Annotated in this window: 19 protein-coding genes and 1 pseudogene; 9 read left to right on the top strand and 11 right to left on the bottom strand. The window is 72.2% G+C overall.

What is annotated here, in order from left to right:
- Nucleotides 1-49: 49 nt before the first annotated feature.
- Nucleotides 50-340, bottom strand: a pseudogene (locus ACIBCT_RS26995) (transglycosylase SLT domain-containing protein); the annotation flags it as partial.
- 319 nt (nucleotides 341-659) lie between these two features.
- On the opposite strand from ACIBCT_RS26995, the gene ACIBCT_RS26990 reads away from it, so the two are divergent.
- Entirely contained in the window at nucleotides 660-1145 is a 486-nt protein-coding gene (locus tag ACIBCT_RS26990) for a glutathione peroxidase (protein ID WP_399193127.1), read from the top strand.
- Here ACIBCT_RS26990 and ACIBCT_RS26985 read toward each other — a convergent pair.
- On the bottom strand, nucleotides 1117-2115 hold the full coding sequence (locus ACIBCT_RS26985; protein ID WP_399193125.1) for a LacI family DNA-binding transcriptional regulator: 999 nt from the start codon (nucleotides 2113-2115) through the stop codon (nucleotides 1117-1119). The two genes, ACIBCT_RS26990 and ACIBCT_RS26985, sit on opposite strands and share 29 nt — an antisense overlap.
- 177 nt (nucleotides 2116-2292) lie before the next feature.
- Between ACIBCT_RS26985 and ACIBCT_RS26980 the strand changes: the two genes are divergently transcribed.
- Both ACIBCT_RS26980 and ACIBCT_RS26975 read left to right on the top strand, forming a co-directional pair.
- Nucleotides 2293-3513 (top strand): ABC transporter ATP-binding protein, encoded by a 1221-nt coding sequence (locus ACIBCT_RS26980; RefSeq protein WP_399193123.1) that lies wholly within the window; start codon nucleotides 2293-2295, stop codon nucleotides 3511-3513.
- Nucleotides 3514-3918: 405 nt separating this feature from the next.
- Nucleotides 3919-5406 (top strand): ice-binding family protein, encoded by a 1488-nt coding sequence (locus ACIBCT_RS26975; RefSeq protein WP_399193120.1) that lies wholly within the window; start codon nucleotides 3919-3921, stop codon nucleotides 5404-5406.
- 119 nt (nucleotides 5407-5525) lie between these two features.
- Here ACIBCT_RS26975 and ACIBCT_RS26970 read toward each other — a convergent pair whose 3' ends face one another.
- Nucleotides 5526-6275: an SDR family NAD(P)-dependent oxidoreductase gene (locus tag ACIBCT_RS26970; RefSeq protein WP_399193118.1), complete on the bottom strand. Its 750-nt coding sequence runs from the start codon at nucleotides 6273-6275 to the stop codon at nucleotides 5526-5528.
- Between the two features lie 269 nt (nucleotides 6276-6544).
- On the opposite strand from ACIBCT_RS26970, the gene ACIBCT_RS26965 reads away from it, so the two are divergent.
- The 3 genes from ACIBCT_RS26965 (at nucleotide 6545) to ACIBCT_RS26955 (ending at nucleotide 10041) form a co-directional block, all read left to right on the top strand.
- Entirely contained in the window at nucleotides 6545-7480 is a 936-nt protein-coding gene (locus ACIBCT_RS26965; RefSeq protein WP_399193116.1) for a hypothetical protein, read from the top strand.
- Nucleotides 7470-9236: a DUF4012 domain-containing protein gene (locus ACIBCT_RS26960; RefSeq protein WP_399193114.1), complete on the top strand. Its 1767-nt coding sequence runs from the start codon at nucleotides 7470-7472 to the stop codon at nucleotides 9234-9236. The genes ACIBCT_RS26965 and ACIBCT_RS26960 overlap by 11 nt, the downstream gene beginning before the upstream one ends.
- 79 nt (nucleotides 9237-9315) lie before the next feature.
- Nucleotides 9316-10041, top strand: a complete 726-nt coding sequence (locus ACIBCT_RS26955; protein WP_399193112.1) for a hypothetical protein — start codon at nucleotides 9316-9318, stop codon at nucleotides 10039-10041.
- Here the strand turns inward: ACIBCT_RS26955 and ACIBCT_RS26950 are convergent.
- From ACIBCT_RS26950 to asnB, 7 genes are all read right to left on the bottom strand, one after another.
- Complete coding sequence (locus tag ACIBCT_RS26950; RefSeq protein WP_399193110.1) at nucleotides 10019-11413, bottom strand: polysaccharide biosynthesis tyrosine autokinase; 1395 nt, start codon at nucleotides 11411-11413, stop codon at nucleotides 10019-10021. The two genes, ACIBCT_RS26955 and ACIBCT_RS26950, sit on opposite strands and share 23 nt — an antisense overlap.
- Nucleotides 11397-12434, bottom strand: a complete 1038-nt coding sequence (locus tag ACIBCT_RS26945; RefSeq protein ID WP_399193108.1) for a glycosyltransferase family 4 protein — start codon at nucleotides 12432-12434, stop codon at nucleotides 11397-11399. The genes ACIBCT_RS26950 and ACIBCT_RS26945 overlap by 17 nt, the downstream gene beginning before the upstream one ends.
- Entirely contained in the window at nucleotides 12431-13420 is a 990-nt protein-coding gene (locus ACIBCT_RS26940; protein ID WP_399193106.1) for an NAD-dependent epimerase/dehydratase family protein, read from the bottom strand. Before ACIBCT_RS26940 ends, ACIBCT_RS26945 begins: the two co-directional genes overlap by 4 nt.
- A 60-nt stretch (nucleotides 13421-13480) precedes the next feature.
- A complete protein-coding gene (locus ACIBCT_RS26935; protein WP_399193104.1) occupies nucleotides 13481-14446 on the bottom strand; it encodes an NAD-dependent epimerase/dehydratase family protein in 966 nt (321 codons plus the stop codon).
- Nucleotides 14443-15579 carry a glycosyltransferase gene (locus tag ACIBCT_RS26930; RefSeq protein WP_399193102.1) on the bottom strand — a complete coding sequence of 379 codons (1137 nt, stop codon included), beginning with the start codon at nucleotides 15577-15579 and terminating at the stop codon, nucleotides 14443-14445. Before ACIBCT_RS26930 ends, ACIBCT_RS26935 begins: the two co-directional genes overlap by 4 nt.
- Nucleotides 15580-15972: 393 nt before the next feature.
- Nucleotides 15973-17268 (bottom strand): lipopolysaccharide biosynthesis protein, encoded by a 1296-nt coding sequence (locus tag ACIBCT_RS26925; RefSeq protein ID WP_399193100.1) that lies wholly within the window; start codon nucleotides 17266-17268, stop codon nucleotides 15973-15975.
- On the bottom strand, nucleotides 17253-19163 hold the full coding sequence (gene asnB, locus ACIBCT_RS26920) for an asparagine synthase (glutamine-hydrolyzing) (RefSeq protein WP_399193098.1): 1911 nt from the start codon (nucleotides 19161-19163) through the stop codon (nucleotides 17253-17255). The genes ACIBCT_RS26925 and asnB overlap by 16 nt, the downstream gene beginning before the upstream one ends.
- Before the next feature lie 435 nt (nucleotides 19164-19598).
- On the opposite strand from asnB, the gene ACIBCT_RS26915 reads away from it, so the two are divergent.
- From ACIBCT_RS26915 to ACIBCT_RS26905, 3 genes are all read left to right on the top strand, one after another.
- Nucleotides 19599-20690 (top strand): methyltransferase domain-containing protein, encoded by a 1092-nt coding sequence (locus tag ACIBCT_RS26915; protein WP_399193096.1) that lies wholly within the window; start codon nucleotides 19599-19601, stop codon nucleotides 20688-20690.
- A gap of 71 nt (nucleotides 20691-20761) precedes the next feature.
- Nucleotides 20762-22033: a hypothetical protein gene (locus ACIBCT_RS26910; protein ID WP_399193094.1), complete on the top strand. Its 1272-nt coding sequence runs from the start codon at nucleotides 20762-20764 to the stop codon at nucleotides 22031-22033.
- A complete protein-coding gene (locus tag ACIBCT_RS26905; protein WP_399193092.1) occupies nucleotides 22030-23199 on the top strand; it encodes a glycosyltransferase in 1170 nt (389 codons plus the stop codon). The genes ACIBCT_RS26910 and ACIBCT_RS26905 overlap by 4 nt, the downstream gene beginning before the upstream one ends.
- Nucleotides 23200-23244: 45 nt before the next feature.
- Here the strand turns inward: ACIBCT_RS26905 and ACIBCT_RS26900 are convergent, their stop codons facing one another.
- Nucleotides 23245-24114 (bottom strand): sulfotransferase family protein, encoded by an 870-nt coding sequence (locus tag ACIBCT_RS26900; RefSeq protein WP_399193090.1) that lies wholly within the window; start codon nucleotides 24112-24114, stop codon nucleotides 23245-23247.
- Nucleotides 24115-24525 lie beyond the last annotated feature (411 nt).

Genomic DNA, 24525 nt, shown 5'->3' with positions numbered 1-24525 from the left:
ACGGCATGAAAATCAGCCCACCATGGGGTTTCGGAGTGCTCGCTCCTGATCAGTACCAGCCCCGCGACAGCGAGTGCGACCACGCCCGGCACGGCGAGCCGTAGCGCTGCTTGATGTAACCGAGCCCCCACTTGATCTGCGTCCTGGGGTTGGTGCGCCAGTCGCGTCCCGCGCTGGCCATCTTCCCACCGGGAAGCGCCTGCGGGATGCCGTACGCGCCCGAGGAGCGGTTGCGGGCGCGGTGGTTCCAGTTGCTCTCCTTGGTCCAGAGCCTGCTGAGGCAGTCGAACTGAGTGCTGTTCCAGCCGTGAGCGGACACCATCGGCCTGGCGACCGCCCGGTTGCCCGTACTCGCCGAGGACGCCTGGGCGACCGTGGTGGTGCCGAGGGCGAGCACCGAAGTGATCACCAGTGCACCGGTACGGCGTAGCGTCGACATGGGACTCCCTTGTGCCTTGAGGTCGGGGGACGGCGCCACGATGCCTCGCGATCCGGCGGCGGGCCAGCCGACAGCGTCTGTCAGGAGCCATGTCAGAGATCGGTAAGAGAATGATCAAAGCGATGGTGAGGCGGGTGTCGTCCCGCCTGTGGCTTCAGTCACATTTCACTTTATGGACGTCATAACTCTCAAATGTGACAAGGGGATTAGGGTGCACTGCATGGGAATCCGTGATATTGCCGTACAGACTCTTTCCGGCACCCCCACCACCCTGGCCGGGCTGGCCGGGGACGGGGCCGTCCTCGTGGTGAACGTCGCCTCCAAGTGCGGGCTCACGCCGCAGTACGCCGGGCTCGTCGAGCTCCAGCGGACCTACGGCGAGCGGGGCCTCACCGTGGTCGGCGTGCCGTGCAACCAGTTCATGGGCCAGGAGCCGGGCAGCGCCGAGGAGATCCAGGAGTTCTGCGCCACCACCTACGGCGTCGACTTCCCGCTGCTGGCCAAGACCGAGGTCAACGGCGAGGGCAGGCACCCGCTGTACGACCGGCTCACCGAGGTCCCGGACGCCGACGGCGAGGCCGGGGACGTGCAGTGGAACTTCGAGAAGTTCCTCGTCTCCGCCGACGGCGAGGTGGTGGCCCGCTTCAGGCCCGGCGTCGAGCCCGGCGACCCCGCCGTCATCGCGGCGATCGAGAAGTCCCTCTAGCCGCGCAGCTGCCCCTGACGATCAGCTCGGTCGGTAGCAGCACGCCACGCGGGCGCCTGCCGCCGCCGCGGAGCACCAGCTCTGCGGCGCGGTAGCCGATGTCCTGGGCCGGCTGGGCGATCACCGTCAGCGACGGCGAGCACAGCTCCGCCCAGGGCACGTCGTCGAACATGATCAGCGACATGTCCCTGGGCAGGCGCAGGTCCAGCTCCCGCGCGGCCAGCACGGCCGCCTCGCCCAGCAGGTTGCCGCCCGCCAGCACCGCGGTCAGGTCGGGCCGGTGCTGGAAGAGCCCGGCCGCGGCGGCGTAGGCGGAGTCGCGGCTGCCCCGGGCCACCACGATGAGCTCCTCGTCGACGAGCGGGCCCATCACCTCCCGGAAGACCGCCAGCCGCTGGGCCTGCCCGGGACCGCCCAGGTAGGCGATGCGCCGGTGTCCCAGCCCGGTCAGGTAGTCCACCGCGGTCCTGACCCCGGCGCGGTCGTCGGCCAGCACGGCCGGGATGTCCCCGCACCCGGCCGAGGTCCGGTGCGCGAACACGGTGGTCAGCCCGGCCCGCAGGGTCGGCGCCCAGCTCTCGCCGTCCCCCGACGGGATCGCGACCAGCCGGTCCACCCCCTGCTCCAGGAGCACGCCGATCGCCTCGGCCTCGCGTTCGGGGTCGTCGCCGGTCGTGCCCAGGATCACCGGCTCGCCCGCCGAGCGCGCGCAGGCGAGCACCCCGTCGGCCACCCTCCCGTAGAAGGTGTCGGTGATGTCGGGCAGCAGCAGCCCGATCCCGCCCGAGCGGCGCTGGCGCAGGTTGCGGCCGAGCGCGCTGGGCCGGTAGTCGAGCTGGGCGGCGACCGTCAGCACCCGCTCCCTGGTCTCCGGGCTCGCCGACCCGCCGGACAGGACCCGCGACACGGTGGCGACCCCGACCCCGGCCGTCTCGGCGACGTCCCTGATCGTCGCGCGACGCATGTTCATGGAAACGATTCCATCATGTTTTTCACGAACGATCCAGTACGGAGGCATAACGACCGCCCTGCTGACAGGCCAGAACCGGGCAACCTCTTGACACCGATGTCCGTTTCCGATGAGATGCATGAAAACGTATCCAATATCGGGTGAACACGGGGTTGGCCCGAGGCGCTAAGGACTTCCATGGCATCCATCGTTCTCAGCAAAGTCGACAAGATCTACGCGGGCGGCGTCAAAGCCGTGAACGGCCTCGACCTTGAGATCAAGGACGGCGAGTTCATGGTGCTGGTCGGCCCGTCCGGCTGCGGCAAGTCCACCGCCCTGCGCATGATCGCGGGCCTTGAGGACATCAGCGGCGGTGAGATCGCGATCGGCGACCGGGTGGTCAACCACCTGCCCCCGAAGGACCGCGACATCGCCATGGTCTTCCAGAACTACGCGCTCTACCCGCACATGACCGTCGAGGAGAACCTCGCCTTCGGTCTGAAGCTCCGCAAGATGCCCAAGGCGGAGATCGCCAAGCGGGTCGGCGAGGCCGCCAAGATGCTCGGCCTCGACCAGTACCTCAAGCGCAAGCCGGCCGCCCTCTCCGGTGGTCAGCGCCAGCGTGTCGCGATGGGCCGCGCCATCGTCCGTGAGCCCCAGGCCTTCCTGATGGACGAGCCGCTGTCCAACCTGGACGCCAAGCTCCGCGTCTCCATGCGCGCCTCCCTGAACACCCTGCACGAGCGCCTGGGCGTGACGACCGTCTACGTCACCCACGACCAGGTCGAGGCGATGACCCTCGGGGACCGGGTCTGCGTGCTCCGCGACGGTCTGCTGCAGCAGGTCGACACCCCGCAGAACCTGTTCGACAAGCCGGTCAACCTGTTCGTCGCCGGCTTCATGGGCTCCCCCTCGATGAACTTCGTCAACGCCGAGCTGGTACGCGGTGACGGCGGCGCGGCCGTCTCCTTCGCGGGCTTCAACCTGCCGGTCCCGGCCGAGACCTTCGCCGAGAAGCGCGGCCTGGAGGACTACATCGGCAAGAAGATCATCCTGGGCATCCGCCCCTCCGACTTCGAGGACTCGGTCGCCGCCAACGGCACCCCGGGCGGCTGGACCCGCCTGCAGGTCCGCGCCGAGGTCACCGAGGAGCTCGGCTCCGAGATCAACGTGCTCTTCCTGATCGACGCCCCGCCGGTCCAGCACCAGGACACCGTCGCCGCCGCCGCCGACGACGGCGAGGAGGACGCCACGCTGCCCCTGGTGGGCGACAAGTCCCTGTGGACCGCCCGCGTCAACTCCCGCAGCCACGTCCGTCCCGGCCAGAACATCGAGCTGGTCGTCGACACCCACAACCTGCACTTCTTCGACCCGGTCTCGGGTCTGGCCATCGGTCACCCGGCCAACACCCGCGTCTGACCCCTGACGGGCCGCACCCGGCCCGTCCCGGACCACATCCCGCAAGGCCGACAGGGCCCGCGCCACGACCCCCTCCCGTGGCGCGGGCCCTTTCGTGTCCGCGGCCCTTCCGGCGGGACGTCGTCCGGATATTCAATGAAGAATTAAGTGATCTTTGTTTCCCGTTTCAGCGGTTCACGCCGAGGCTTTCCGATATTCCCGGGTAGCGTGCGGAATCGCGGGGTAGGGCTCTCGGACCTCCCGGGCCGTCGAGAGTGCCGGCAGGCGCTTTCGACCCGAGGGAGATTTCATACGGCCGGATGTCTTCACCGCTCCTATGAGTCCAGGCGCGTTCGCCGCCCCTTGAGGGAGAAGATCCGGCAAATGACAGTATTTCTCATTGGTTTTGCTCGAAGGTCGCCGGGAGTGTTCGGGCTTCTCATTGGAATTCTGCTTCTTCCGGTCATCGCCGTGGCCGTCGCCACGCAATCCGGGGCGAGGGTCGTGCAGGAGCCGGTGAACCTCGGCACCGCCGACGCCTTCGCCGTGCTGGCCGGGACCACCGTCACCAACACCGGCCCCAGCGTGATCACCGGAAACCTGGGCCTGAGCCCGGGCACCGCGGTGACCGGCTTCCCCCCGGGCACCGTGTTCGGGACCCAGAACATCGCCGACGCCGTCGCGCTCCAGGCGCAGAACGACCTGACCATCGCCTACAACAACGCGGCCGGGCAGGCCTCGACCGCCCTCGTCTCGGGGGACCTGGTCGGCCGGACGCTGGTGTCCGGCGTCTACACCTCCACCTCCTCGCTCGGGCTGACCGGCACCCTGACCCTCGACGCGCAGGGCGACCCCAACGCGATCTTCATCTTCCAGGTCGCCTCGACGCTCATCACCGGGTCGGCCAGCAGGGTCCAGCTCATCAACGGGGCGCAGGCGTGCAACGTCTTCTGGCAGGTGGGCAGCTCGGCGACGCTGGGGACCAACTCCACCTTCGTCGGCAACATCCTCGCCCTGACGTCGATCACGGTGACGACCGGCGCCGTCGTCGACGGCCGGGTACTGGCCCGCAACGGGCAGGTCAGCCTCGACACGAACACCATCACCCGGGCCGTCTGCGACGTGACCCCCACTCCGACCGTGACGCCCACGGTCACGCCCACGGTGACGCCGACCGTGACGCCCACGGTCACTCCGACCGTCACTCCCACGGTGACGCCCACGGTCACGCCCACGGTCACTCCGACCGTCACTCCCACGGTGACGCCCACGGTCACGCCCACCGTGACTCCGACGGTGACGCCCACGGTGACTCCGACGGTGACGCCCACGGTGACTCCGACGGTGACGCCGACCGTGACTCCGACGGTGACGCCCACGGTGACTCCGACGGTGACGCCCACGGTGACTCCGACGGTGACGCCGACCGTGACGCCCACGGTCACGCCCACGGTGACGCCGACCGTGACGCCCACGGTCACTCCGACCGTCACTCCCACGGTGACACCGACGGTGACGCCCACGGTCACCCCGACGGTGACGCCCACGGTGACCCCGACGGTGACTCCGACGGTGACGCCGACGGTCACTCCCACGGTGACCCCGACCGTCACCCCCACACCCACGGTGAGCCCGACCGGGACGCGGCGGCCCCCGCAGAGGCGGGAGATCATCCTGCCGCCCGGCGAGGCCGGGCCCGGCCGTCAGGGCCGACGCGGAAACCGGAGCGATACGGAGATCGAGGAGAGCGGAGGCGGCCCGGGAGCGTTCCTCGACCGGATCTTCGGTCCGGGCCGGTTCGGTGACCGCTGGTTCGGTGACCGCTGGTACGGCCCGCGCGGGCACCAGGACCGCGGGCCCGGCCGGGCACCGGTTCCCCGGCCGGTCGACCACCACCTTCCGGTGACCGGCTGACGCCCCGGCCCGCGGCCCCGATGCGGAGCGCGCCCGCTCACCGTCTCCCGGTCCGGGAGCGCTCCGCTCCGCCCTCCCGGCGGCCCGGGGGCGCTCCCGGCCGGTCCCCCGGCCGCCTTCTAGCGGCCGATGCGGCGGGAGACCTGGCCGATCAGGGTCAGCGGGAGCAGCCTGCCGACCCTGACGAGCGCCTTGTAGCGCAGGTCGGGGATGCTCACCCGTACGCCGCGGGCCAGGTCGCGCATGGCCTCGCGGACCACGTTCTCCGCCGACAGCCAGAGGAAGCCCGGGATCCCCGAGGTGTCGATCGAGGCGCGTTCGTGGAACTCGGTGCGCACGAACCCCGGGCACAGGGCCATGACCCGCACCCGGGTGCCGGCCATCTCCGCGGCCGTGGACTCGCTGAAGTTCACCACCCACGCCTTGGACGCGCTGTAGGAGCCCCTGGTGAAGAACGCCGCCACCGACGCGACATTGATCACCGCGCCCCGGTCGCGTTCCCTCATCCCCGGAAGCGCGGCCAGTGTCAGCCGCAGCACGGCCTCGCAGTGCAGCCTGAGCATCCGTACCTCCTGCTCGGCGGGAACGTCGAGGAAGTGGCCCGGATGGCCGAAACCGGCGTTGTTGACCAGCAGGTCGACGCCCTCGCGCAGCCGCCGCTCCACCGCCTCCAGGCCCTCCTCGGTCACCAGGTCGGCGACGAGCACCTCGCTGTCCGCCCCGTGCCGCAGCCGCAGCCGCTCGGCGACCTCGGCCAGGCGTCTCCCGTCGCGGGCGACCAGGACGAGGGAGAAGCCGTCGGCGGCCAGACGGTCGGCGAAGGCGGCACCGATGCCGGCCGTCGCCCCTGTGATCAATGCGGTTGGCATATCCGAATTCTAGGGACGCGGCGGGGCGCCGGGGACGGGCGCGCCCGGCCGGGCCGCGACGCTCCGCCCGGATGAATCCGCCTCGCCCGTGAACATCAAAGATCGGAGAACAGTGAGTGATCATTCGGTAAGGGCGGTGAGCCGGATAAGCCGCCTTTTTCGATAGTCAAATATAACGGGTTCCGGAGGCATGTCGCTTGTGTTCCAAGCGCTGTGCTCCTGGCCTGAATACTTGCCATGAGGAGTTCGAAATGGTCAAAAAATACACAATGTCCATCCTTCTTACGGTGATGGCCGGGAGCGGGCTGGGCGTTGGAATCGCCGGAACCGCGACCGCCGGAACCGGGCTTCCGGCCTCGGTCGCCGGTTTCCACGCACAGCCGTATCCGCCCGTCATCGACTACGCCGCCTCGGCCAACCGGATCGCCCTCCAGGCCGAGGACGTCCTGGACGACGCCGAGGAGGTCGCCGAGGAGGCCGAGGACGTCGCGTCCGACGCCGAGGACATCGCCGCCGCGGCGGAGGACATCGCCGGTGACGTCGGCGGGGCCAACCTCGACGCCGCGGAGGAGGCCCTCGAGGACGCGAGGGAGGCGCTCAACGACGCGCGGAACGCGGGGGCGAACGCGGCCAGGCTCGCGCCCGGCACCGTGGAGCTCGTCTCGGCCTCCCGGCCGATCGTCTCCGGCGGTGCGGTCGCCCGCCCGGGCGACCTCGCCTGGATCGCGGCCGAGGCGGGCAGGATCGCCGCCAGGGCCAGGGACATCGCCGCCAGGGCCGAGGCGATCGCGGACCGGGCGGCGGACATCGCCTCCGACGCCGCGGCCATCGCGGCGCTCGCGGCACCGACCAACGCCGCCGCGGCCGCGGTGGCGACCAACGCCGCACGGGTCGCGTCCGAGGCCGAGGAGCTCGCCTCCGCGGCGGCCGACCTGGCCAAGGCCGCGGAGAACCTGGCCCTCAAGGCCAGGAACGTCGCGCTGCTCGCACTCGAGGCCCGTGACGGCTGCGAGGGCGACCACTGCGGCGGCGGCTGCGGTGGCGGCGGATGCTTCCGCGACGCCTCCTGGGGCTCGGGGGAGAAGCTGCCCTTCACCGGAACGCCGGTGTCGACCGTGGCAACGGTCGGTGGGGGCCTGCTGGCCGCCGGGGTCGTCGGCACCCTGATCTCCATCCGGCGCCGTCGATCGTCCAGTGCCCGCTAGACGACACCGCCGGACCGCCGTCATCTGCCTGCTGGCCCTCGTCGCCGTCCTCGTGTCGGCCGGGGGCTGGTCGGCGCACCTCGGTCTGGGCGTACGGGACCACCTGGAGGCGACCCGGGGCGCGCTGCTCCGGCTGCGCGCGGCGGTGAGCGCGGGACAGCCGTCGCTCGTCGCCGCACCGCTCGCGGACGCCGCCCGGCACGCGGCCGAGGCGCGGCGGCTGACCGCGGGTGCCGACTGGTCGTTGCTCACCCACGTCCCGATGGTGGGACAGGCCGCGAGCACCGTACGGGGACTGTCCGAGGGGGTGGCCGAACTGACCGACGTGCTGAACGACCTCCAGCGCGTCGGTGCGGCGTTCATCACCGCGGGCACCCCCTCGTCGGGGGACCCGAGACGGCTGCTGGCCGCCGTCGAGACGGCGGCACCGGTCCTGGACGAGGCCGTCGCCCGGCTCGCCCGGGTGAGCTCGCGCCTGGCGTCCACCCCGGCGCGGACCGGCGTGGACGAGCTCGACCAGGCCCGCGGCACCGCGCTGCGGGAGATCGACGAACTGCGCGGCACGCTGGGCGACGCGGTGACCGCCGCCGCGCTGCTCCCCCCGATGCTGGGCGGCGACGATCCGCGGCGCTACTTCCTGGCCTTCCAGACCAACGCCGAGGCGCGCGGCACCGGGGGGCTGGTGGGAGCCTTCGGCATCCTGCGGCTCGACCGGGGCAAGGTCGTCATCGAGCGGCTCTCCTCCAACAACGACCTCGACACCAGCCCCGTCCCCGTCACCCACCCCGGCCGTGGATTCCTCGGCCGCTACGGGCCGAACGCCACCCGGATGCTGTCGGTCTCCAACCTCTCCCCGCACTTCCCCTACGCCGCGGCCATCTGGACCGGCCTGTGGGAGCGCCAGGCCCGCACCCGGCTCGACGGCGCCATCGCCACCGACCCGGTCGGCCTGGCCCATCTGCTCCGGGTGATCGGCCCGGTCACCGTGCCCGGCGGGGAGGTCGTGACGGCGGGGAACGTCGTCGACCTCACCGAGCGGGTGGCCTACGCCCGCTATCCCGACCCCCTGGCGCGCAAGGTGTTCCTCATGGGGATCGCCCGCGCCGTCGGCGAGGCCCTGCCCGCCGCCTTCGCCGACCCCGCCCGGCTGCTCCCCGTGCTGGCCGGGATGGCGGCCGACCGGCGGCTGCAGGTCTGGAGCCGTCACCGGGCCGAGCAACGGCTGCTGGCGCGCACCCCCCTCGGCGGCGTGCTGCCGTCCCGGCCGGGGCCGTTCGCCGCCCTGGTGGTCAACAACTCCGCCGGCGGCAAGCTCGACTACTACCTGGAGCGCTCGCTGCACTACCGGCTCGGCCCCTGCCGGGACGGCAGGCGTTCCTCGACCGTGCGCGTGCGCCTGACCAACGACGTCCCCAGGAAGACCCTGCCCTCCTACGTGACCGGCCGGCTCGACAACGCCGGCATGGGACGGCACCGTCCCGGGTCCAACCTGCTGTGGGTGTCGCTGTACGCGGGCGTCGGGGCGGAGGTGACCGCGGCCCGGCTCGACGGCGACCGGGCGCCGATCATCCGGGAGACCGAGCGGTCCCGTCCGGTCTACTCCACCATGGTGGAGTTCGCCCCCGGCCAGTCCAGGGTCCTGGAGTTCGAGCTCACCGAACCCGTCTCGAACGAACCACCGCTGGTCCCGGTGCAGCCGCTGGTCCGGCCGCAGCGGACCCGCGTCACCCAGGACGCGCGGGGATGCCTCCCGTGACGACGCCGGGCCGGTATGAAAGGGCAAAGAGCGGTGCGCCGCGGCCTGCCGCGTACCGGCACGGACCTACCCTCTCGTCATGAGGGCTTCGCCGGGGACCACCGGGACCACGCAGGGGCGCGTGACCGGGGAGCGGAGCGCGGTCCCCGCGGGCGGCGAGAAGGCCCCGCCCGGGCACGAGGACTGCGGCACGCGCTGCTGGCGGGACCCCCGGGACGCGCAGGCGCCGAGGGACGGCGTCCGCTTCCACATCCTGTTCGTGTGCACCGCCAACATCTGCCGCTCCCCGCTGGCCGAACGGCTGGCCCGTTCGGCACTGGGCCCCTGCCCGGCGCTGCGGATCAGCAGCGCGGGCACGCACGCCCGGCCCGGGATGGAGATGGACAGGCGCGCCGGGAACACCCTGGCCCGGCTCGGCGGCGACCCGGCCGGGTTCACCTCCCGCCTGCTCACCCCCCGCCTGGTGGCCGACGCGGACCTGGTGCTGACCGCCACCCGCAGGCACCGCGCGCAGGCGGTCGCCCTGCACCTGGCCGCGGCCACCCGGACCTTCACCATCGCCGAGTTCGGCGCGCTGGCCCAGGCCGTGCCGCCGGAGCGGATCCTGCGCCACCACGACCCCGTGCGCAGGGCCCGCGCCCTGGTCGAGGAGGCGCGGGCCCTGCGCGGGCTGGTACGCGTCGACGAGTCCGACATCGACGACCCCTACGGGAGGTCCTGGCTGGCCTACCGGATGGCGGGGCGGACCATCACCCGGTACCTGGCCGCCCCGCTCCGGCTGCTCACACCCCCACCGGACGCTTGACCTCCGGCTCGTAGCCGTACCCGTAGCCGTAGCCGTACCCGAAGTAGGTCTCGTGCCGGGGCGGGACGAAGTTCAGGACCGTTCCCACCACCCGGGCGTTGATCGACGCCAGCAGCGCGGCGGCGCGGACCATGTGCTCGCGGCGGGTCTTGCCGTGCCGGCTGACCAGCAGGGTGCCGTCGCACAGCGCGCTGAGCGTCGCGGCGTCGGTCACCGGCAGCAGCGGCGGCGCGTCGATGATGACCATGTCGTAGGTCTCGGTCAGCTGGGTCAGCACCTCGCGCATCCCGCCCGAGCCGAGCAGCTCGCTCGGGTTCGGCGGGATCTGCCCGCTCGGCAGCACCGACATGCCCGGCTCGCCCCAGACCTGGATGACCTCCTTCAGGCGCGCCCGGTCGATCAGCACGTCCGTCAGGCCCGTGGTCCCCTCGATGCCGAGATAGCGGGGGATCGTGGGACGGCGCAGGTCGCCGTCCACCAGGACGATCCGCCATCCGGCCTGGGCGAGCGTGATGGCCAGGTTGACCGAGGTCGAGGACTTGCCCTCGCTCGGCAGGCAGCTGGTGACCACGAGCGACCTGGGCTGGCGGTCGACCCCGATGAACTGCAGGTTGGTACGGAGCGTGCGGAACGCCTCCGACCTGGACGAGCGGCCGTTGGTGCGCAGGATCAGCGGCTGGTGCCGCGCGTCCCGCTCGTAGCCGATGATCCCCAGGGTCGAGCTGCCCGACGCCTCCTGCAGCGCCTCCGGCGTCTTGATGGTGGTGTCCAGGTGGTCGCGGACCACGATGACGGCCATCACCGTCAGCAGGGCCAGCAGCACGGCCATCAGCAGGTTGACCACGGGCTTGGGGCTGACCGGCTCCTGCGGCACCTCGGCGTGGTCCACCACCGTGACCTTCACCGTGGGACGGCTGGAGGAGGTGGGCCGCTCGATCTGGTCGATGAGGTCGGCGAAGCTCGCCCCCAGGTCGTTGGCCAGCTCGGCGGCCCGCTTGGGCACCGTGTCCGCGACCGTGGCGCGCAGCAGCACCGTGCCGGGCACCGCCTCGGCCGTGATGTTCGACTGCAGCCGCTCCACGTCGGCGTCGTCGGTGACCCGGCTGAGCACCCGCCGGGTGGAGAGCAGGGTGGCGTAGGACTGCACCCGCTGCGCCGACAGGATGCCCGCCTGGTACGCGGTGGACAGGCTGCCCTCCTTGTCGTGACCGGAGACCAGCATGGAGATCGTCGCGACGTACTTCGGCGGCGTGTTGGCCGTGACGGTCACCGCCGCGCCCACCGCGATGATCAACGACAGCAGGATGAGCGGCCAGTTCCGGCGCGCGAGCCGTACGTAGTAGAGCAGTTCCATGTCAACGTCGCCTTTCACGGATTCTCTGGAGGGGCTGGGGGGTTCGGACGGAAACGCGGACGCTCATGTCCCGCAGCATGCCGACGAGGCCACCGGCGATCGCACCGGCCACGGCCGTCGCGACGAGCGGGGGCATCCGGCCCAGCGCCGTGGCCAGGCAGAGGGCGCCGGTGACCGCCGTGATCGCGCCCAGCGTGACGGCGACCGAGCGGGTCCCCAGCCCGGCGCGCCGCAGCCGGTGCGACACGTGGTCGGTGCCGCCCTGCAGCGGGGACCGGCCGGTCAGCACCCGGGAGAGGAAGACCACGCAGGTGTCCACGGTCGCGACGAAGGTCGGCAGGAACAGCCCGGCGATCGTCGCGTCCGGGGGGCGTCCCGCGACCAGCACGGTCGCCGAGCAGGCCAGCGTGAACCCGATGAACAGCGACCCCGAGTCGCCCATGAACACCCTCGCCGGCGCCCAGTTGTAGGGCAGGAAGCCCAGGCAGGCGCAGGTGAGCGCGACCAGCGGCACCGCGAGCGCGACATGGCCCTGCAGCAGCGCCGTCACCGCGAGCAGCGCCGCGGCCACGGCGGTGACGGAGCCCAGCGCGCCGTCCATGTTGTCCAGCAGGTTGAAGGAGTTGGTCATCACGACGATCCACACCGTCGTGAGCACGGCGTCCAGCCACGTCCCGGTCACGGTCGCCTGGACCCCGGAGAGCACCACCCCCACGGCCACCACGGTCTCCACGGTCAGCCTGGTCACCGCCGGCAGCGGGGAGATGTCGTCGATCAGCCCCAGCAGGGACACCGCGGTGGCGGCCAGCAGGATCGCGGTGATCTGCAGGTCGGCCAGGCCGAGCGCGACCGCGGCGGGCACCACGGTGCCCACCGTGATCGCGATGCCACCGAGGTAGGGGGTCGGGCGGGAGTGCGCCTTGTGCCCCCCGGGATGGTCGGTGAGGTCCCAGCGCAGCGCCAGGCGCCGCAGCGGCACCACGGCCGCCGCGCTGAGCAGGCATGCCGTCCCCGCGGTGAGGGCGATCGTCCCGCTCACCGCGGGGACGTCGCCGGAGCCCCGGAGGACGCGCCGATGATCTCCATGAGGATCTCGTCGAGAGCGCGCCGCGGCACCCAGCCGGTGAGGGCACGGAGCTTCGCCGTGTCCGGGACCCTGCGGGTCATGTCCTCGAATCCCTGCTCGTAGGCCTCGGAGTAGGGCACCAGCTCGATCCCGGAGGTGGAGCCGGTGAACCCGATGATCATCTTCGCCAGTTCCAGGATGCTGACCTCGTCCGAGGAGCCGATGTTGAACGTCTCCCCGATCGCCGCCTCCTCGTCGAGCAGCCCCAGCAGCGCGTCCACCACGTCGGCGACATGGGCGAAGCACCGGGTCTGGGTCCCGTCGCCGAAGACCGTGAGCGGCGCGGCCGACAGGGCCTGGCGGACCAGGCTCGGGATGACCATGCCGTACGTCGGGCTCTGCCGCGGGCCCACGGTGTTGAAGAGCCGGACGATGATCGTCGGCAGGCCGCGCTCCTTGTGGTAGGCGTTGGCGAGGATCTCGTCCACGGCCTTGGCGGTGCTGTAGGCCCAGCGGACCACGGCGGGACTGCCCAGGATGCGGTCGGAGTCCTCGCGCAGCGCGCCCGAGGAGTTCTTGCCGTAGATCTCGCTGGTGCTGGTGATCAGGATCTTCTTGCGGTAGCGGTGCGCGGCCTCGATGACGATCTCCGAGCCCCGGATGTTGGTCGTCAGGGACCGCAGCGGCTGCTCGACGATCAGCTTGACGCCGACCGCGGCCGCCAGGTGCACCACCACGTCGCACCGGTGGACCAGCTCGTCCACCATGAGCTCGTCCAGCACCGAACCGTGCACGAAGTGCAGGTCGGGGTGGGGCCGGAGGTTCTCCAGCCGCCCCGTCGAGAGGTTGTCCAGGACGACGACGGAGTCGTCGCGGGCGAGCAGCGCGTCGGCCAGATGCGATCCGATGAATCCGCTGCCACCCGTTATCAGATAGCGGGTTCTTGATGCCTTGCTCACGTGCTGCTCCTCATCGCGTGCTTGGAGAGAACTGGGTTGCCGGCAGGAGGCGGCGGTGGTTCACGCGGGCGCGCCGAGTCTCGCGTCCGCGCCCGGTGCCCGCGTCCCCTCGAACCAGGCCACCGTCCTGCGCAGCCCGTCCTCGAGCGAGACCGGGCACGCACCGGGGAACAGCTCGCGCAGCAGGCGGCTGGAGGCCTGGGACTCGCGGATGTCACCCCGGCGCGGCGGCAGCGGGACCGTCTCGATCGTGCGGCCGAGGATCTCGCCGAGGACGTCCATCAGCTGCCGCAGCGAGACACGGGTGCCGAAGGCCAGGTTCACCGGTTTGGCGCTCGTCACCCCCCGGGCCGCGGCGTCGGCGAGGATCTCGGTCACCGACCCCACGTAGGTGAAGTCCCGCGACTGCCCGCCGTCGCCGTGCAGCGGCACCGCCTCGCCGCGCAGCGCGGCCGAGACGAACGCCGGGATCACCGCCGCGTAGGCGTGACCCGCGCTCTGCAGCGGCCCGTAGACGTTGAAGAAGCGGAACGGCAGGACCGGCAGGCCGTAGCTGGCCGCGTACGCCAGCGTGTAGGCCTCGGCGGCCAGCTTCCCGGCCCCGTACGGGCTGAGCGGCCTGGTGGGCAGGTCCTCGTGCTTGCGGGGTTCGGGACGGTCGCCGTACACCGAGGAGGACGACGCGAGGATCACGTGCGGCCGCCCGGCGCGGCACGCCTCCAGCACGTGCAGGGTGCCGGTCGCGTTGACGGTGTGCGAGGCCATCGGATCGGCCAGCGACCGGGGCACCGACGGCCGCGCGGCCAGGTGGATCACGTGCGTGGCGTCGGCCGCCAGGTCGCCCAGCAGGTCCCGGTCCAGGATGCTGCCGGTCACCACCTCGGCCTCGACCCCGTCCAGGTTGGCGAGATCGCCGCTGCTCAGGTCGTCCAGCACCGTGACGCGCGCCACGTCGCCCCTGGCCGCCAGGGTCCGGCACATGTGCGCGCCGATGAAACCCGCGCCGCCCGTCACCAGGACCCTCATCGGCTGCTCCGCTCGGGCAGCGGATCGCGGCCGGGAACCGGGCACAGCGACCGGTACAGGTTCTCGGTGTCGGCGACCAGGCGGTCCACCGCGAAGGCGTACGTGGTCCAGTCGCGGGCCGCCTCGCCCATCCGCCGGGCCAGCGCGGGATCGTTCAGCAACCGGACGACGTGCGCCGCCAGCTCGTCCGGCCCGGCACCCGACAGCAGACCGGTGTGGCCGTCCCTGACGACCTCGGCCACGCTCCCCACCCGGGTGGACACGACCGGGACGCCCGCCATCCCCGCCTCGACGAGCGTCACCGGGGTGCCCTCGTTGTCGGAGGTCAGCAGGACCACGTCGGCCGCGGCGTAGACCGTCTCGGGATCCGCGCGCCAGCCCAGCAGGTGGAAGGAGCCGCGCATGGACTCCGTCTCCCGCTCCATCGTCCGGGCGAGCTCGCCCCCGCCGCACACCACGAAGTGACAGTTCGGGACGCGGCCGAGCACGGTACGGGCCACCGTGACGAACCGGTCGGGCCGCTTCACCCCGGTCAGCCGCCCCACGTACGCCACCACGGGCGCGTCCTGCGGCAGGCCCAGCGCGGCGCGGGCCGCCTCGCGGGCGGGCACCGGCCCCAGCCGCACCCCGGGCGGGATGACGACGTACTGCTCTGGCCGGCCGATCCCCGCCTCCAGCAGCTCGTCCCGCACCCGGGTCCCGACCGTCACCAGCCGGTCCGACAGCAGCGCCAGCAGCCGTTCCGACCGTACGTAGAGCCCGCGTTTGAAGGGGGAGAAGTAGCCGTGCAGCAGGTGGCCGTGGAAGACGTGGACCCGGGCCGCGCCGACGCCCGACAGCCGGGCCGCCACCCGGCCCAGGGCACCGGCCTTGGCGGTACGGGTGTGCACGATGTGCGGCCGGAACGACCGCATGGCGCGGACCAGCCAGTACAGGGCGCGCTGGTCGTCACCGGGCCTGACCGAGCGGCCCAGGCCCGGGACCCGGTGCACCGGGGCGCGCGCGCCGTGCAGCAGCAGGTGGTCACCCTCCCCGGCGCCGACGTGGCCGGTGTAGAGACGGTGGTCGAACTCCTCGCGGTTCAGACGCTCGTGCAGCCCCGAGACCTGGGTGGCGGGACCGCCGACGTTCATTCGCGCGATGATCTCCATAACGCGAATCCGGCCGTCTGGCTTCATGGAGGCTCCTTGCTGACAGGCCTGGCTCACGTCGGAGAAACTAGTTCTCCACCCGATCCGTCCGCCGACACCATCACGGGAGCGGCGCGATGTTTTTCCTACTCCCTACCTAAACGTGATGTAGCTGCGTCTATGGCGACGCTGCGCGTCGCGGTGAGGCCGCTCTGATCCGGCTCTGTGTTCATGGCGACGCTGCGCGTCGCGGTGAGGCCGCTCTGATCCGGCTCCTTCCCTCGTCGGGAGGGATCGTTCGTTCCTCACGACCCCTCCCTCCTCGGTCCAGTCGCCGGCGCGGCCTCACGGGGAGTCCCTGGCGGGGGATTCATGGGGCCGGTCCCCGACGTGTCCTCATGGGGGAGTGGTGATCGGGGTGGTGGGTCTGAGGGCGGCTTTCAGGTCGGAGGGGCGGGGGAGGAGGGCGCGCAGGGGGGTGGAGGTTCTGGTGGCGAACCAGGCGATCTCGGTCGCGGCCATCGCCGTGTAGCTCACGCTGGCGGCCAGTGCCGCTCCGGCGGCTCCCCAGCGGGGGATGAGGACGGCGTTCAGGGCCAGGTCCAGTGCGAGGGCGCCGGCGGCGATGACGGTCATGGTCGTCGGGCGCTCCAGGCGGATCAGGTACTGCTCGACCGGCCGCAGCAGCGAGAGCGCGACCATGCCGGGGGCCAGCAGCAGCAGCGGCGTCACACTGCCGGTGAACGCGGCGCCGTACAGCAGGGGGACGAGCACGGGCGAGACGGCCGCCAGCGCGCCGGCGAACAGTGCCGAGAGCGCCAGGTTGAGCCGGAGCACCCGGACGGTGACGTCCCGGGCGTCGGCGCCGTCCACGACCGTCTGGCGGGGCAGGACCACCTGGGTGACCGCGTCGGCCGGCACCCGCGAGAAGGTCAGGAAGGCCGTCCCGACCGTGTACAGGCCCACCTCGGCCGGGGAGGTCAGGGCGCCGAGCAGGAAGATGTCGGCGCTCAGCAGCAGGTGGAACGCGACCAGCCCGGGATGGTAGCGGCACGACAGGGCGAGCTGGCGGCGGGCGAGCGCCGCCTCGACGCGCATGGCGCGCGGCCCGAGCCCCGCGAGGAGCAGCCAGAACGGCGCGGTGATCGCGAGCGTCCAGCAGACGATCACCGCCGCCACGGTGAGCCCCCCGGCGGCCGACAGCACCAGGATCGGCAGGTTCAGCACGAGCGCCGTCGCGACCACGCCCCGGTTGGCCAGGTCGCTGCGCGAGCGCAGCAGCGCGATCCCGTTGAGGTTGACCGCCGCCACGCCGAACGGCACCGCCAGCAGGGCGACGACGAGCAGGTGCGGCGCGGGGACGGGCACGAGCGCGGTCACCGCCGCCAGCGTCACCAGCGCCGACACCACGCCGAGCAGCAGCCCCAGGAGCAGGCCGTTGCCCGTCAGCGCGCGGTGCCGCGCCGGGTCGGGCCAGAGCGCGATCTGCGACCTGCCGATCGACAGGTTGCCCAGCACGATCGCGATCCCGCCGGTGGTCGCGATCATCGCGTAGACGCCCCGCCCCTCCGGCTGGAGGGTACGCGCGATGAGGATGCCCGTCAGCGCCGCCAGCGTCAGCCGTACCAGGTGGCTGGCCATCGTCTGGACGGCCCGCTTCAGGGCGGTGCTCCCGTTCAGGACCCCGGGCATCCGATCTCCGCGGGCACGGCGCCGTCCGGGACCGCGTGCGCGCGGTGCCAGAGCTCGAACTGCAGCAGCGCCCAGAGGCGGTCGCCGTGGTCGGCGCCCTCGTCGTGCCGCCGCAGCAGATCGGCCACGACCTCCGGCCGGAACAGCCCCCGGCCGCGGGCGGTGTCGTCGGTGAGCGCGTCGTGGGCGAGGTCGCGCAGCTCGCCCCGGAGCCATGCGGCGAGCGGCACGCCGAACCCCCGCTTGGGGCGGTTGTGCAGCCGTGCGGGCAGCCAGGGCGCGACCGCCCGCCGCAGCAGCAGCTTGGTCCTCCGGTCACGGACCTTCAGCGGGTCGGGCAGCCCGGCCGCCCACTCCATCAGGTGGTGGTCCAGGAAGGGGGAGCGGGCCTCCATGGAGTTGGCCATCGTGGTGATGTCGACCTTCACCAGCAGGTCGTACGGCAGGTAGCCGGTGGTGTCCACGTCCATCACCCGGCCCAGCGTGGTCGTCGCCGAGGAGGCCAGGAACGCCTCCTCCAGCAGCGCGCCGCTGTCCACCCCCGCCAGCCGCTCACGGAGCGCGGGCTCGTACAGCTCGTCCTTCTGCTCGGGCGTGAAGCAGGACATCAGCCCGGCGTAGCGCCGCGCGGGGGGTTCGGCGGCGAACCGCATCAACCGTCCCAGCAGCCGCGCGGGTGAGCGGTAGCGGCTCTGCTCGGTGATGCGGGTGCCCGCGCGGGCCGACATGGCCGCCAGGGCGCCGGGCATGGCCGGGATCCTGGCGGCCTGGTTCATCAGGGCGTAGCGCTGGTAGCCGCCGAAGCACTCGTCCCCGCCGTCCCCGTTGAGCACCACGGTGACGTGCCGCCGGCTCAGCCGTGCCACGTAGAAGCTCGGCACGGCCGAGGAGTCGGCGAACGGCTCGTCGAAGTGCCAGGCCAGCAGCGGCAGCACGTCCGGGACGTCGGCCGTCACCATGAGCTCGTGGTGGTCGGTGGAGTAACGCTCGGCCACCAACCGCGCCTCGGCGCGCTCGTCGTAGCGGCCGTCGTCGAAACCGACGCAGAACGTCTTGACCGGGTCGCGGCTCTGCATGGCCATCGCGGCCACCACCGCGGAGGAGTCGATCCCGCCGGACAGGAACGCGCCGATGGGACGCTCGCTCACCATCCGGACCCGGGTCGCCTCCAGGATCAGCTCCCGCAGCCGCTCCTCCTCCTCGCGGACGTCGGTCACCGCCCGCGGGGTGCGGTCCAGCCGCCAGTAGCGGTCCACGGTGATCCGACCCCGCTCCCAGACCAGCACGTGACCGGGAGGCAGCTTGTGCACGCCCTGGTAGATCGACCAGGGGGCGGGGACGTAGCGGTAGGTCAGGTAGTGGTGCAGCGCCACCGGGTCGATCTCGCGGGGCATGCCGGGGTCGCGGGCCAGCGACTTCAGCTCCGAGCCGAACCGGATCGAGGTCCCGTCGGCCCACCAGTACAGCGGCTTCTTGCCGGCCCGGTCCCTGGCCAGGACCAGCCGCTGCCGGTCGCGGTCCCAGACGGCGAAGGCGAACATCCCGCGCAGCAGCCGGGCCAGGTCGGGGCCGTGCTCCTCGTACAGGTGGACCAGGCACTCGGAGTCGCCGGAGGAGCGCAGCAGGTGCCCCTGCCGCGTCAGCTCCCGCCGCAGCTCGGGGAAGTTGTAGAGCTCCCCGTTGAAGACCGACACGACCCGCCCGTCCTCGCTGTGGACGGGCTGGTGCCCGGTCGCCACGTCGACGATGGCGAGCCTGCGCATGCCGAGCGCGGCGTGCTCGTCGGTGTGGAAACCGGCGCCGTCCGGGCCCCGGTGCACGATCACGTCGCACATGCGGCGCACCAGCTCCGGATCGGGACGCGACGTCGACGCGACTCCGGCTATCCCGCACATCGGGTCCTCCATTGCTCGGTGACGCTCGTCGGCCGGCGCCCGCAGGCCCGTGCCCGTTCGCCGGCGCGGGCGGCCCCCGTCGGTGACGTTCTGCAAGATCACGGTAACGGAGCGGGGTGTCACCGGCCAGCGGGCCGCGGGGGCGTGTCGCCGGGCGTTCCGCCAAGGGGCGTTCCGCCACCGGGCGTCCCGCGGCCAGGTGTCCCAAGGCCGGGTAAGGATCGTGAAGATCATTGCTCGCGGGGGAGCCGCCGCGCGCCGCGCGCGGGCGGCGGCGTGTGAGCGTGTGAACGAACGTGGCGGAAGGCATGACTCCGGCTCGTCGCCGGCGCCCGGCACGCGCGCCGGCCCGCCCGGCGGACGCCCGCGGCGGACCCCGGGATCCGGCCGCGACGCCGCGTCCCTTTCCTTCCTTCTCGCTGAACGGGTGGCCGGATGACCTTTGCGGAAGACAAGACCGGCGGTACGGGCACCGGCGTCACCCGGCACCCGCCGCTCTGCTGCCCCCGGTGCCGGGGGCCGCTGCACGGCGGCTCCGGCGGCTCCGGCGGAACCGGTGGCAACGGTGGGGCCGAGGGCACGCCCGGCGGCACGCTCGACGGCGGGTCCGGCGGCGGGTTCAACGGCGCCTTCGACGACCGGAGCGCGCTGCGGTGCGTCCGGTGCGGGGCGAGGTACCCCGTCGACCGCGGGATCCCGCGCTTCGTCCCCCGGGACGGCTACGCCGACGGGTTCGGGTTCCAGTGGAACCGGCACCGGCTGACGCAGCTCGACTCCCACGTCGGCATGCCGATCTCACGCGACCGGCTGATGACCGCGAGCGGCTGGTCCGCCGCCGAGCTGCGGGGCAGGACCGTGCTGGAGTGCGGCAGCGGGGCGGGCCGGTTCACCGAGGTGCTCTGCGAGACCGGCGCCCTGGTGACCTCGTTCGACCTGTCCGGAGCCGTGCACGCCAACGCCGCCTCCAACGGCCGCTTCCCCAACCTCCGGCTCGTCCAGGCGAGCGTGTACGAGCCGCCCTTCCCGCGCGAGTCCTTCGACTTCCTGGTCTGCCTGGGGGTCATCCAGCACACGCCGGACGTGCGGCGGACGTTCACGACGCTGCTCGACCAGCTCAGGCCGGGGGGCCGGTTCTGCGTCGACGTCTACGCGGCTCCGGTCGCCTACCCGCACCTGCGGCAGCTGATCCGCCCCTTCACCCGGCGGATGCCTCCCGAGCGGCTGTACCCGCTGGTGGAACGGGCGGTACCGCGCCTGCTGCCGCTGTCCATGGCGCTCAGCTCGGTACCGGGCGTGGGGCAGGGGCTCGCCCGGCTGGTGCCGGTGGCCAACCACCGCCACCTGGGGCTGAAGGACGCCGAGACGATGCGGGAGTGGTCGGTGCTGGACACCTTCGACTGGCTCTCCCCGCGCTACGAGAAGCCGCAGTTCCGCCGGACGATCAGGCGCTGGACCGAGGACCTGGGGCTGCGCGAGGTCTCGATCGGGCGCCGGCGCGGGATGTACGTCGTCCGCGGCGTCAAATGACCCCTCCGCCGGCCCGCCGGGTGTCCTCGGCGGTGCACGCCCCTGACGCGTCTTCGAGGTGAACCCGATTCATGGAGTACTTCCTCGTCGCCTTCCTGGCGGCGTTCCTGATCTTCGTGACCTACACGGGACTGGGGGTGCGGCAGGCCAACCGGCTGCTTCCGGTGCTGCTCCTCGCCTTCGTCGCCCGCCTGGTCGTGCACGTCATGGTGATGCGACCCGGCCTCATCGAGTACGGCGGGGACAACCGCACCTACCTGGCCAGGGCCGGGGAGATCGCCACCTACTGGAGGCAGGCGGGCTTCCGGTTCGTCACCGCCGACCAGATCGCCTCCATCCACTCCATGGAGGTGCCCTGCAACCTCTTCGCCCTGGTCGTCTACCTGTGCGACGGGCCGGCCGCGCTGGGCTGCACGGCGGTGGTGGCCACCCTGGCCTGCCTGCTGTGCATTGTCATGTACCGGTTCGCGCAGCTCATCGGGGCCAGCGAGCAGGCGGCGTTCCGGCTGTTCGTCGTGGTCGCCTTCCTGCCGGCCCTGCTGCTGCACACCTCCGACACGTTCAAGGACGGCATCAACGCCTTCCTCGTCGTCACCTGCCTGTGGCTGGTGGTCTCGAACGTGCAGCGCTTCGACGTGCGCAAGCTGATCCTGATGATCCCGCTGCTCTGGATGATCTGGCACGTACGTCCCTACATGGTGTTCATGTGCGCCCTGCCGCTGACGGTCGGGCTCTCGCCGATGAGGCGGAAGCTCACCCTGCGCTCCATGATCGTCTCGACCCTGCTGCTGATCCCCCTGCTGGTGCTGCTCGCCGGGATGGACGGCGGGGCCTCCCTGACCATGCTGCAGGAGCAGCTGGAGGTGGGGCAGTCGGAGTCGGTCCGCCGGGCCAACGCCGGGGGAGGGTCGGGCGTGCTGTTCGAGGACGGCGGCGACGCCTGGAGCGAGCTCGCCCCCAAGCTGCTCTACACGCTGCTGGCCCCGTTCCCCTGGACGTCGGGCAGCATGACGCTGCAGCTCGGAAAGGTGGACACGTTCATCTGGTACTACCTCCTCTACAGCGCGCTGCGCGGCGGCCGCCGCCTGTGGGTCTGGAACCGGACGCTGCTGTTCGTCCTGGTGCTGTTCATCATCCCCGGCACGATCGCCTACGCGACCACCATGGCCAACATCGGCCTGATCTTCCGCCAGCGGATGCCCATCATGTTGATCGTCAGCCTGCTCTCCGCGCTCGCCTGGACCACGACCGGTCCCCGGCGGTTCCGGTTCACCGCGTCCGGGCGCGTGCCCGACCCCGCGCCGCCACCGGGGCCCGCGGCCGTCCCCGGGGTCGTCCGGTGAGCGGGCCGTCCCGGCCGCCCGGCGGCACGCCGAGGGAACTGCGGGTGTGCGAGGTCGTCAAGACCCTCGACGCGGGCGGGGTGGAGGTGCTCCTCGTCGAACGGCTACGGCGCGCCCCCAGGGTGAACAAGGACTACACGGTGGTGTGCCTGCAGGCCTCCACCGGCGAGCTCATCGACCGGCTGCGCGCGTCCGGGATCGCCGTCGTCGACCTCAGCCCGGACCCGCGCCCGCTGGTCTACGCCCGCCTGGTCCGGGTCGTCCGCAGGCTCGCCCCGGACGTGCTCAACGTGCACTCGCCGACCCCGGCCGCCGCGCTCTGGCTCTCCGCCCGGCTCACCCCGCGGCGGCCGGTCCTGGTGTCCACCGTCCACTACTGCCGCAGGCCGACCACCGTGCGGTTCCGGCGGCTGACGGCGGCGGCCAGCATGGCCCTGGACTACCTCACCCGCAGGCTCGACGACCGGACGGTGGCGGTCTCCTCGCAGGTGGCGCGTTCCCCCTCGGTGCGCGGGGCCCGCCGCCTGCTGACCCGGGTGCACGGCGTGGACGTCGCCGAGCAGCGCTCCTGGGCGCTGCGCTCGGGGATCGTCAGGCGCCGGTTCGACGTGCCCGAGGGGGCGTTCCTGGTGGTCTGCGTCGCCAACTTCCGGCCGGAGAAGAACCACGCGCTGCTGATCCGGGCCGCCGCCACCGTGCTGGCCGAGCGGGACGACGCGGTCTTCCTGCTGGCCGGGGACGGGCCGCTGCGCGAGGACGTCGTCCGCGAGATCGAGCGGCGCGGCCTGCGCGACCGGGTGCGCGTGCTGGGCCGGGTGCGCCAGGCCAGGAGGCTGGTCGCCGCGGCCGACCTGCTGGTGCTGAGCTCGCACTACGAAGGGCTGCCCGTGGTGGTCATGGAGGCGCTCGCCGCCGGGGTGCCGGTGGTCTCCACCGACGTGGGCGGGATCCCGGAGCTGGTCTCCTCCGGCTGGAACGGCATCCTGACGCAGCCGGAGTCGCCGGACGCGCTGGCCGCCGGGATCCTCCGGGCGATGGAACCGGCCGTGCACCGCCGTCTCCGGTCCGGGGCGGCGGCCAGCGCGGAGACCGTCGAGATGGCGGGCACGGCGGAGTGGTTCGAGAGCCTCTACGAGGAGCTGGCGCAGACGGCGCGCCGCGTCTGAGCACGCCCCCCGTACGGCGTGCCGCGTCCGGGCGCGCCCCCGCGGTCAGAGCCGGTAGCCCAGGTCGTGGAGGTGACCGGACAGGGAGCGGTCGAGCAGCGCGACCTGGGCGGGGGTCAGGTCCCGCCGGAACGCCTCGGACCGGGCGGAGGAGAAGGCGCGGCGCCCGAAGTCCCGCTCGAAGGCGGGCGTCCAGGTGAGCCCGAGGAACTCCAGGACCAGGTCGGTCTGCTTGCGCGGGTCGTCGAGCAGGTCCTCGTAGCGCACCTGCAGCCACGACTCCGGCGGGAGCGCGGCCCGCGCCGTCTCGGTGGCGTCCATCAGCAGTTTCCAGCCGATGCCCGCCAGGTGCACCTGCGAGCGGCCCTGCTCCTCCCACTCGCGGGCGTAGTGCTCGGGCAGCGGGCCGAAGTGCCACCCCGGCGCCCCCAGGTGCCCGCGCCACCACGGCATCTGCAGCCACGAGTTGGCCACCGCGCGCCCGTCCCGCACGATGTGCACGAACCGCGCCTGCGGGAACACCTCGTGCAGGAACGCGGCCCGCGGCCAGCCGGTGAACTTGTGCAGGTAGTGTCCGGCCCGCTGGACGGCGGCCCGGGTCTCGAAGAACGTCCTCAGCCGCCCGGCCAGCCAGGGGGTGGCGTCGGCGGCCGTCAGGTCCTGGAAGGAGTCGACGACCAGCGGGGACACCTCGCGCCTCAGCGCGCGGTGGGCCTCGCAGGGACGCAGCCGCTTCTCCGGGAAACCGGCCGGTGTCCTGCGGTAGATCCCGCCGCCGATCCGCTTGGCCACGTCCGGGGTCCGGGGGAAGCGGTCGTCCAGGTTGGTGACGAACCCCACCCGCGGATGGCGGGTGAGGACCTCGTACAGGAGGGTGGAACCACAGCGTCCGCTGCCGATGAGGAAATCGAGCATGGGAATCCCCGTTCCGGGTGATGTCGCGAATAAGGATCCGGTCCATCGGGGCCGGGCCGGGTATTCGACGGTAACGCACCTTCCGGGGCGGCCGGTGGATGTCGCCCCCTGCGGGGACGGTGTCGGCGGGAAACGACGGCGGAACATCCGGGAAAAGGCCGCGGTCCCGGTTCGCGCCGTTCTCCGGCGGGGTCGTCCGCCTTTCCGGGAGCGTTTCACCACGGCCGCTCCGGTGACGCTCCGTCCGTCCGGGCACAGGCTCCGAGCTGCACAAACGGCCGGTAAAACATCTCCCGGTACGGGGTCGCGCGCCCGGCCCGCGCGCCCGGGTCGCCAGAATCGCACGTATGACAGAATCTGTGACCGATCAGGATTCCGCGCCCGGTTCACCGGAGGTCACGGCGGAAACCG

It is taken from the genome of Streptosporangium sp. NPDC050855, from assembly GCF_044456585.1.
Lineage (GTDB): Bacteria > Actinomycetota > Actinomycetes > Streptosporangiales > Streptosporangiaceae > Streptosporangium > Streptosporangium longisporum.
Note: the sequence above shows the minus strand (reverse complement) of the source record. Positions and strands in the feature narration are given on the sequence as shown.

Bases quoted from the DNA above. Each gene is read 5' to 3' on its own strand.
- ACIBCT_RS26990 (WP_399193127.1), top strand. From the start codon at position 660: ATGGGAATCCGTGATATTGCCGTACAGACTCTTTCCGGCACCCCCACC.
- ACIBCT_RS26985 (WP_399193125.1), bottom strand. From the start codon at position 2,115: ATGAACATGCGTCGCGCGACGATCAGGGACGTCGCCGAGACGGCCGGG.
- ACIBCT_RS26980 (WP_399193123.1), top strand. From the start codon at position 2,293: ATGGCATCCATCGTTCTCAGCAAAGTCGACAAGATCTACGCGGGCGGC.
- ACIBCT_RS26970 (WP_399193118.1), bottom strand. From the start codon at position 6,275: ATGCCAACCGCATTGATCACAGGGGCGACGGCCGGCATCGGTGCCGCC.
- ACIBCT_RS26965 (WP_399193116.1), top strand. From the start codon at position 6,545: ATGTCCATCCTTCTTACGGTGATGGCCGGGAGCGGGCTGGGCGTTGGA.
- ACIBCT_RS26955 (WP_399193112.1), top strand. From the start codon at position 9,316: ATGAGGGCTTCGCCGGGGACCACCGGGACCACGCAGGGGCGCGTGACC.
- ACIBCT_RS26935 (WP_399193104.1), bottom strand. From the start codon at position 14,446: ATGAGGGTCCTGGTGACGGGCGGCGCGGGTTTCATCGGCGCGCACATG.
- ACIBCT_RS26930 (WP_399193102.1), bottom strand. From the start codon at position 15,579: ATGAACGTCGGCGGTCCCGCCACCCAGGTCTCGGGGCTGCACGAGCGT.
- ACIBCT_RS26925 (WP_399193100.1), bottom strand. From the start codon at position 17,268: ATGCCCGGGGTCCTGAACGGGAGCACCGCCCTGAAGCGGGCCGTCCAG.
- asnB (WP_399193098.1), bottom strand. From the start codon at position 19,163: ATGTGCGGGATAGCCGGAGTCGCGTCGACGTCGCGTCCCGATCCGGAG.
- ACIBCT_RS26915 (WP_399193096.1), top strand. From the start codon at position 19,599: ATGACCTTTGCGGAAGACAAGACCGGCGGTACGGGCACCGGCGTCACC.
- ACIBCT_RS26910 (WP_399193094.1), top strand. From the start codon at position 20,762: ATGGAGTACTTCCTCGTCGCCTTCCTGGCGGCGTTCCTGATCTTCGTG.
- ACIBCT_RS26900 (WP_399193090.1), bottom strand. From the start codon at position 24,114: ATGCTCGATTTCCTCATCGGCAGCGGACGCTGTGGTTCCACCCTCCTG.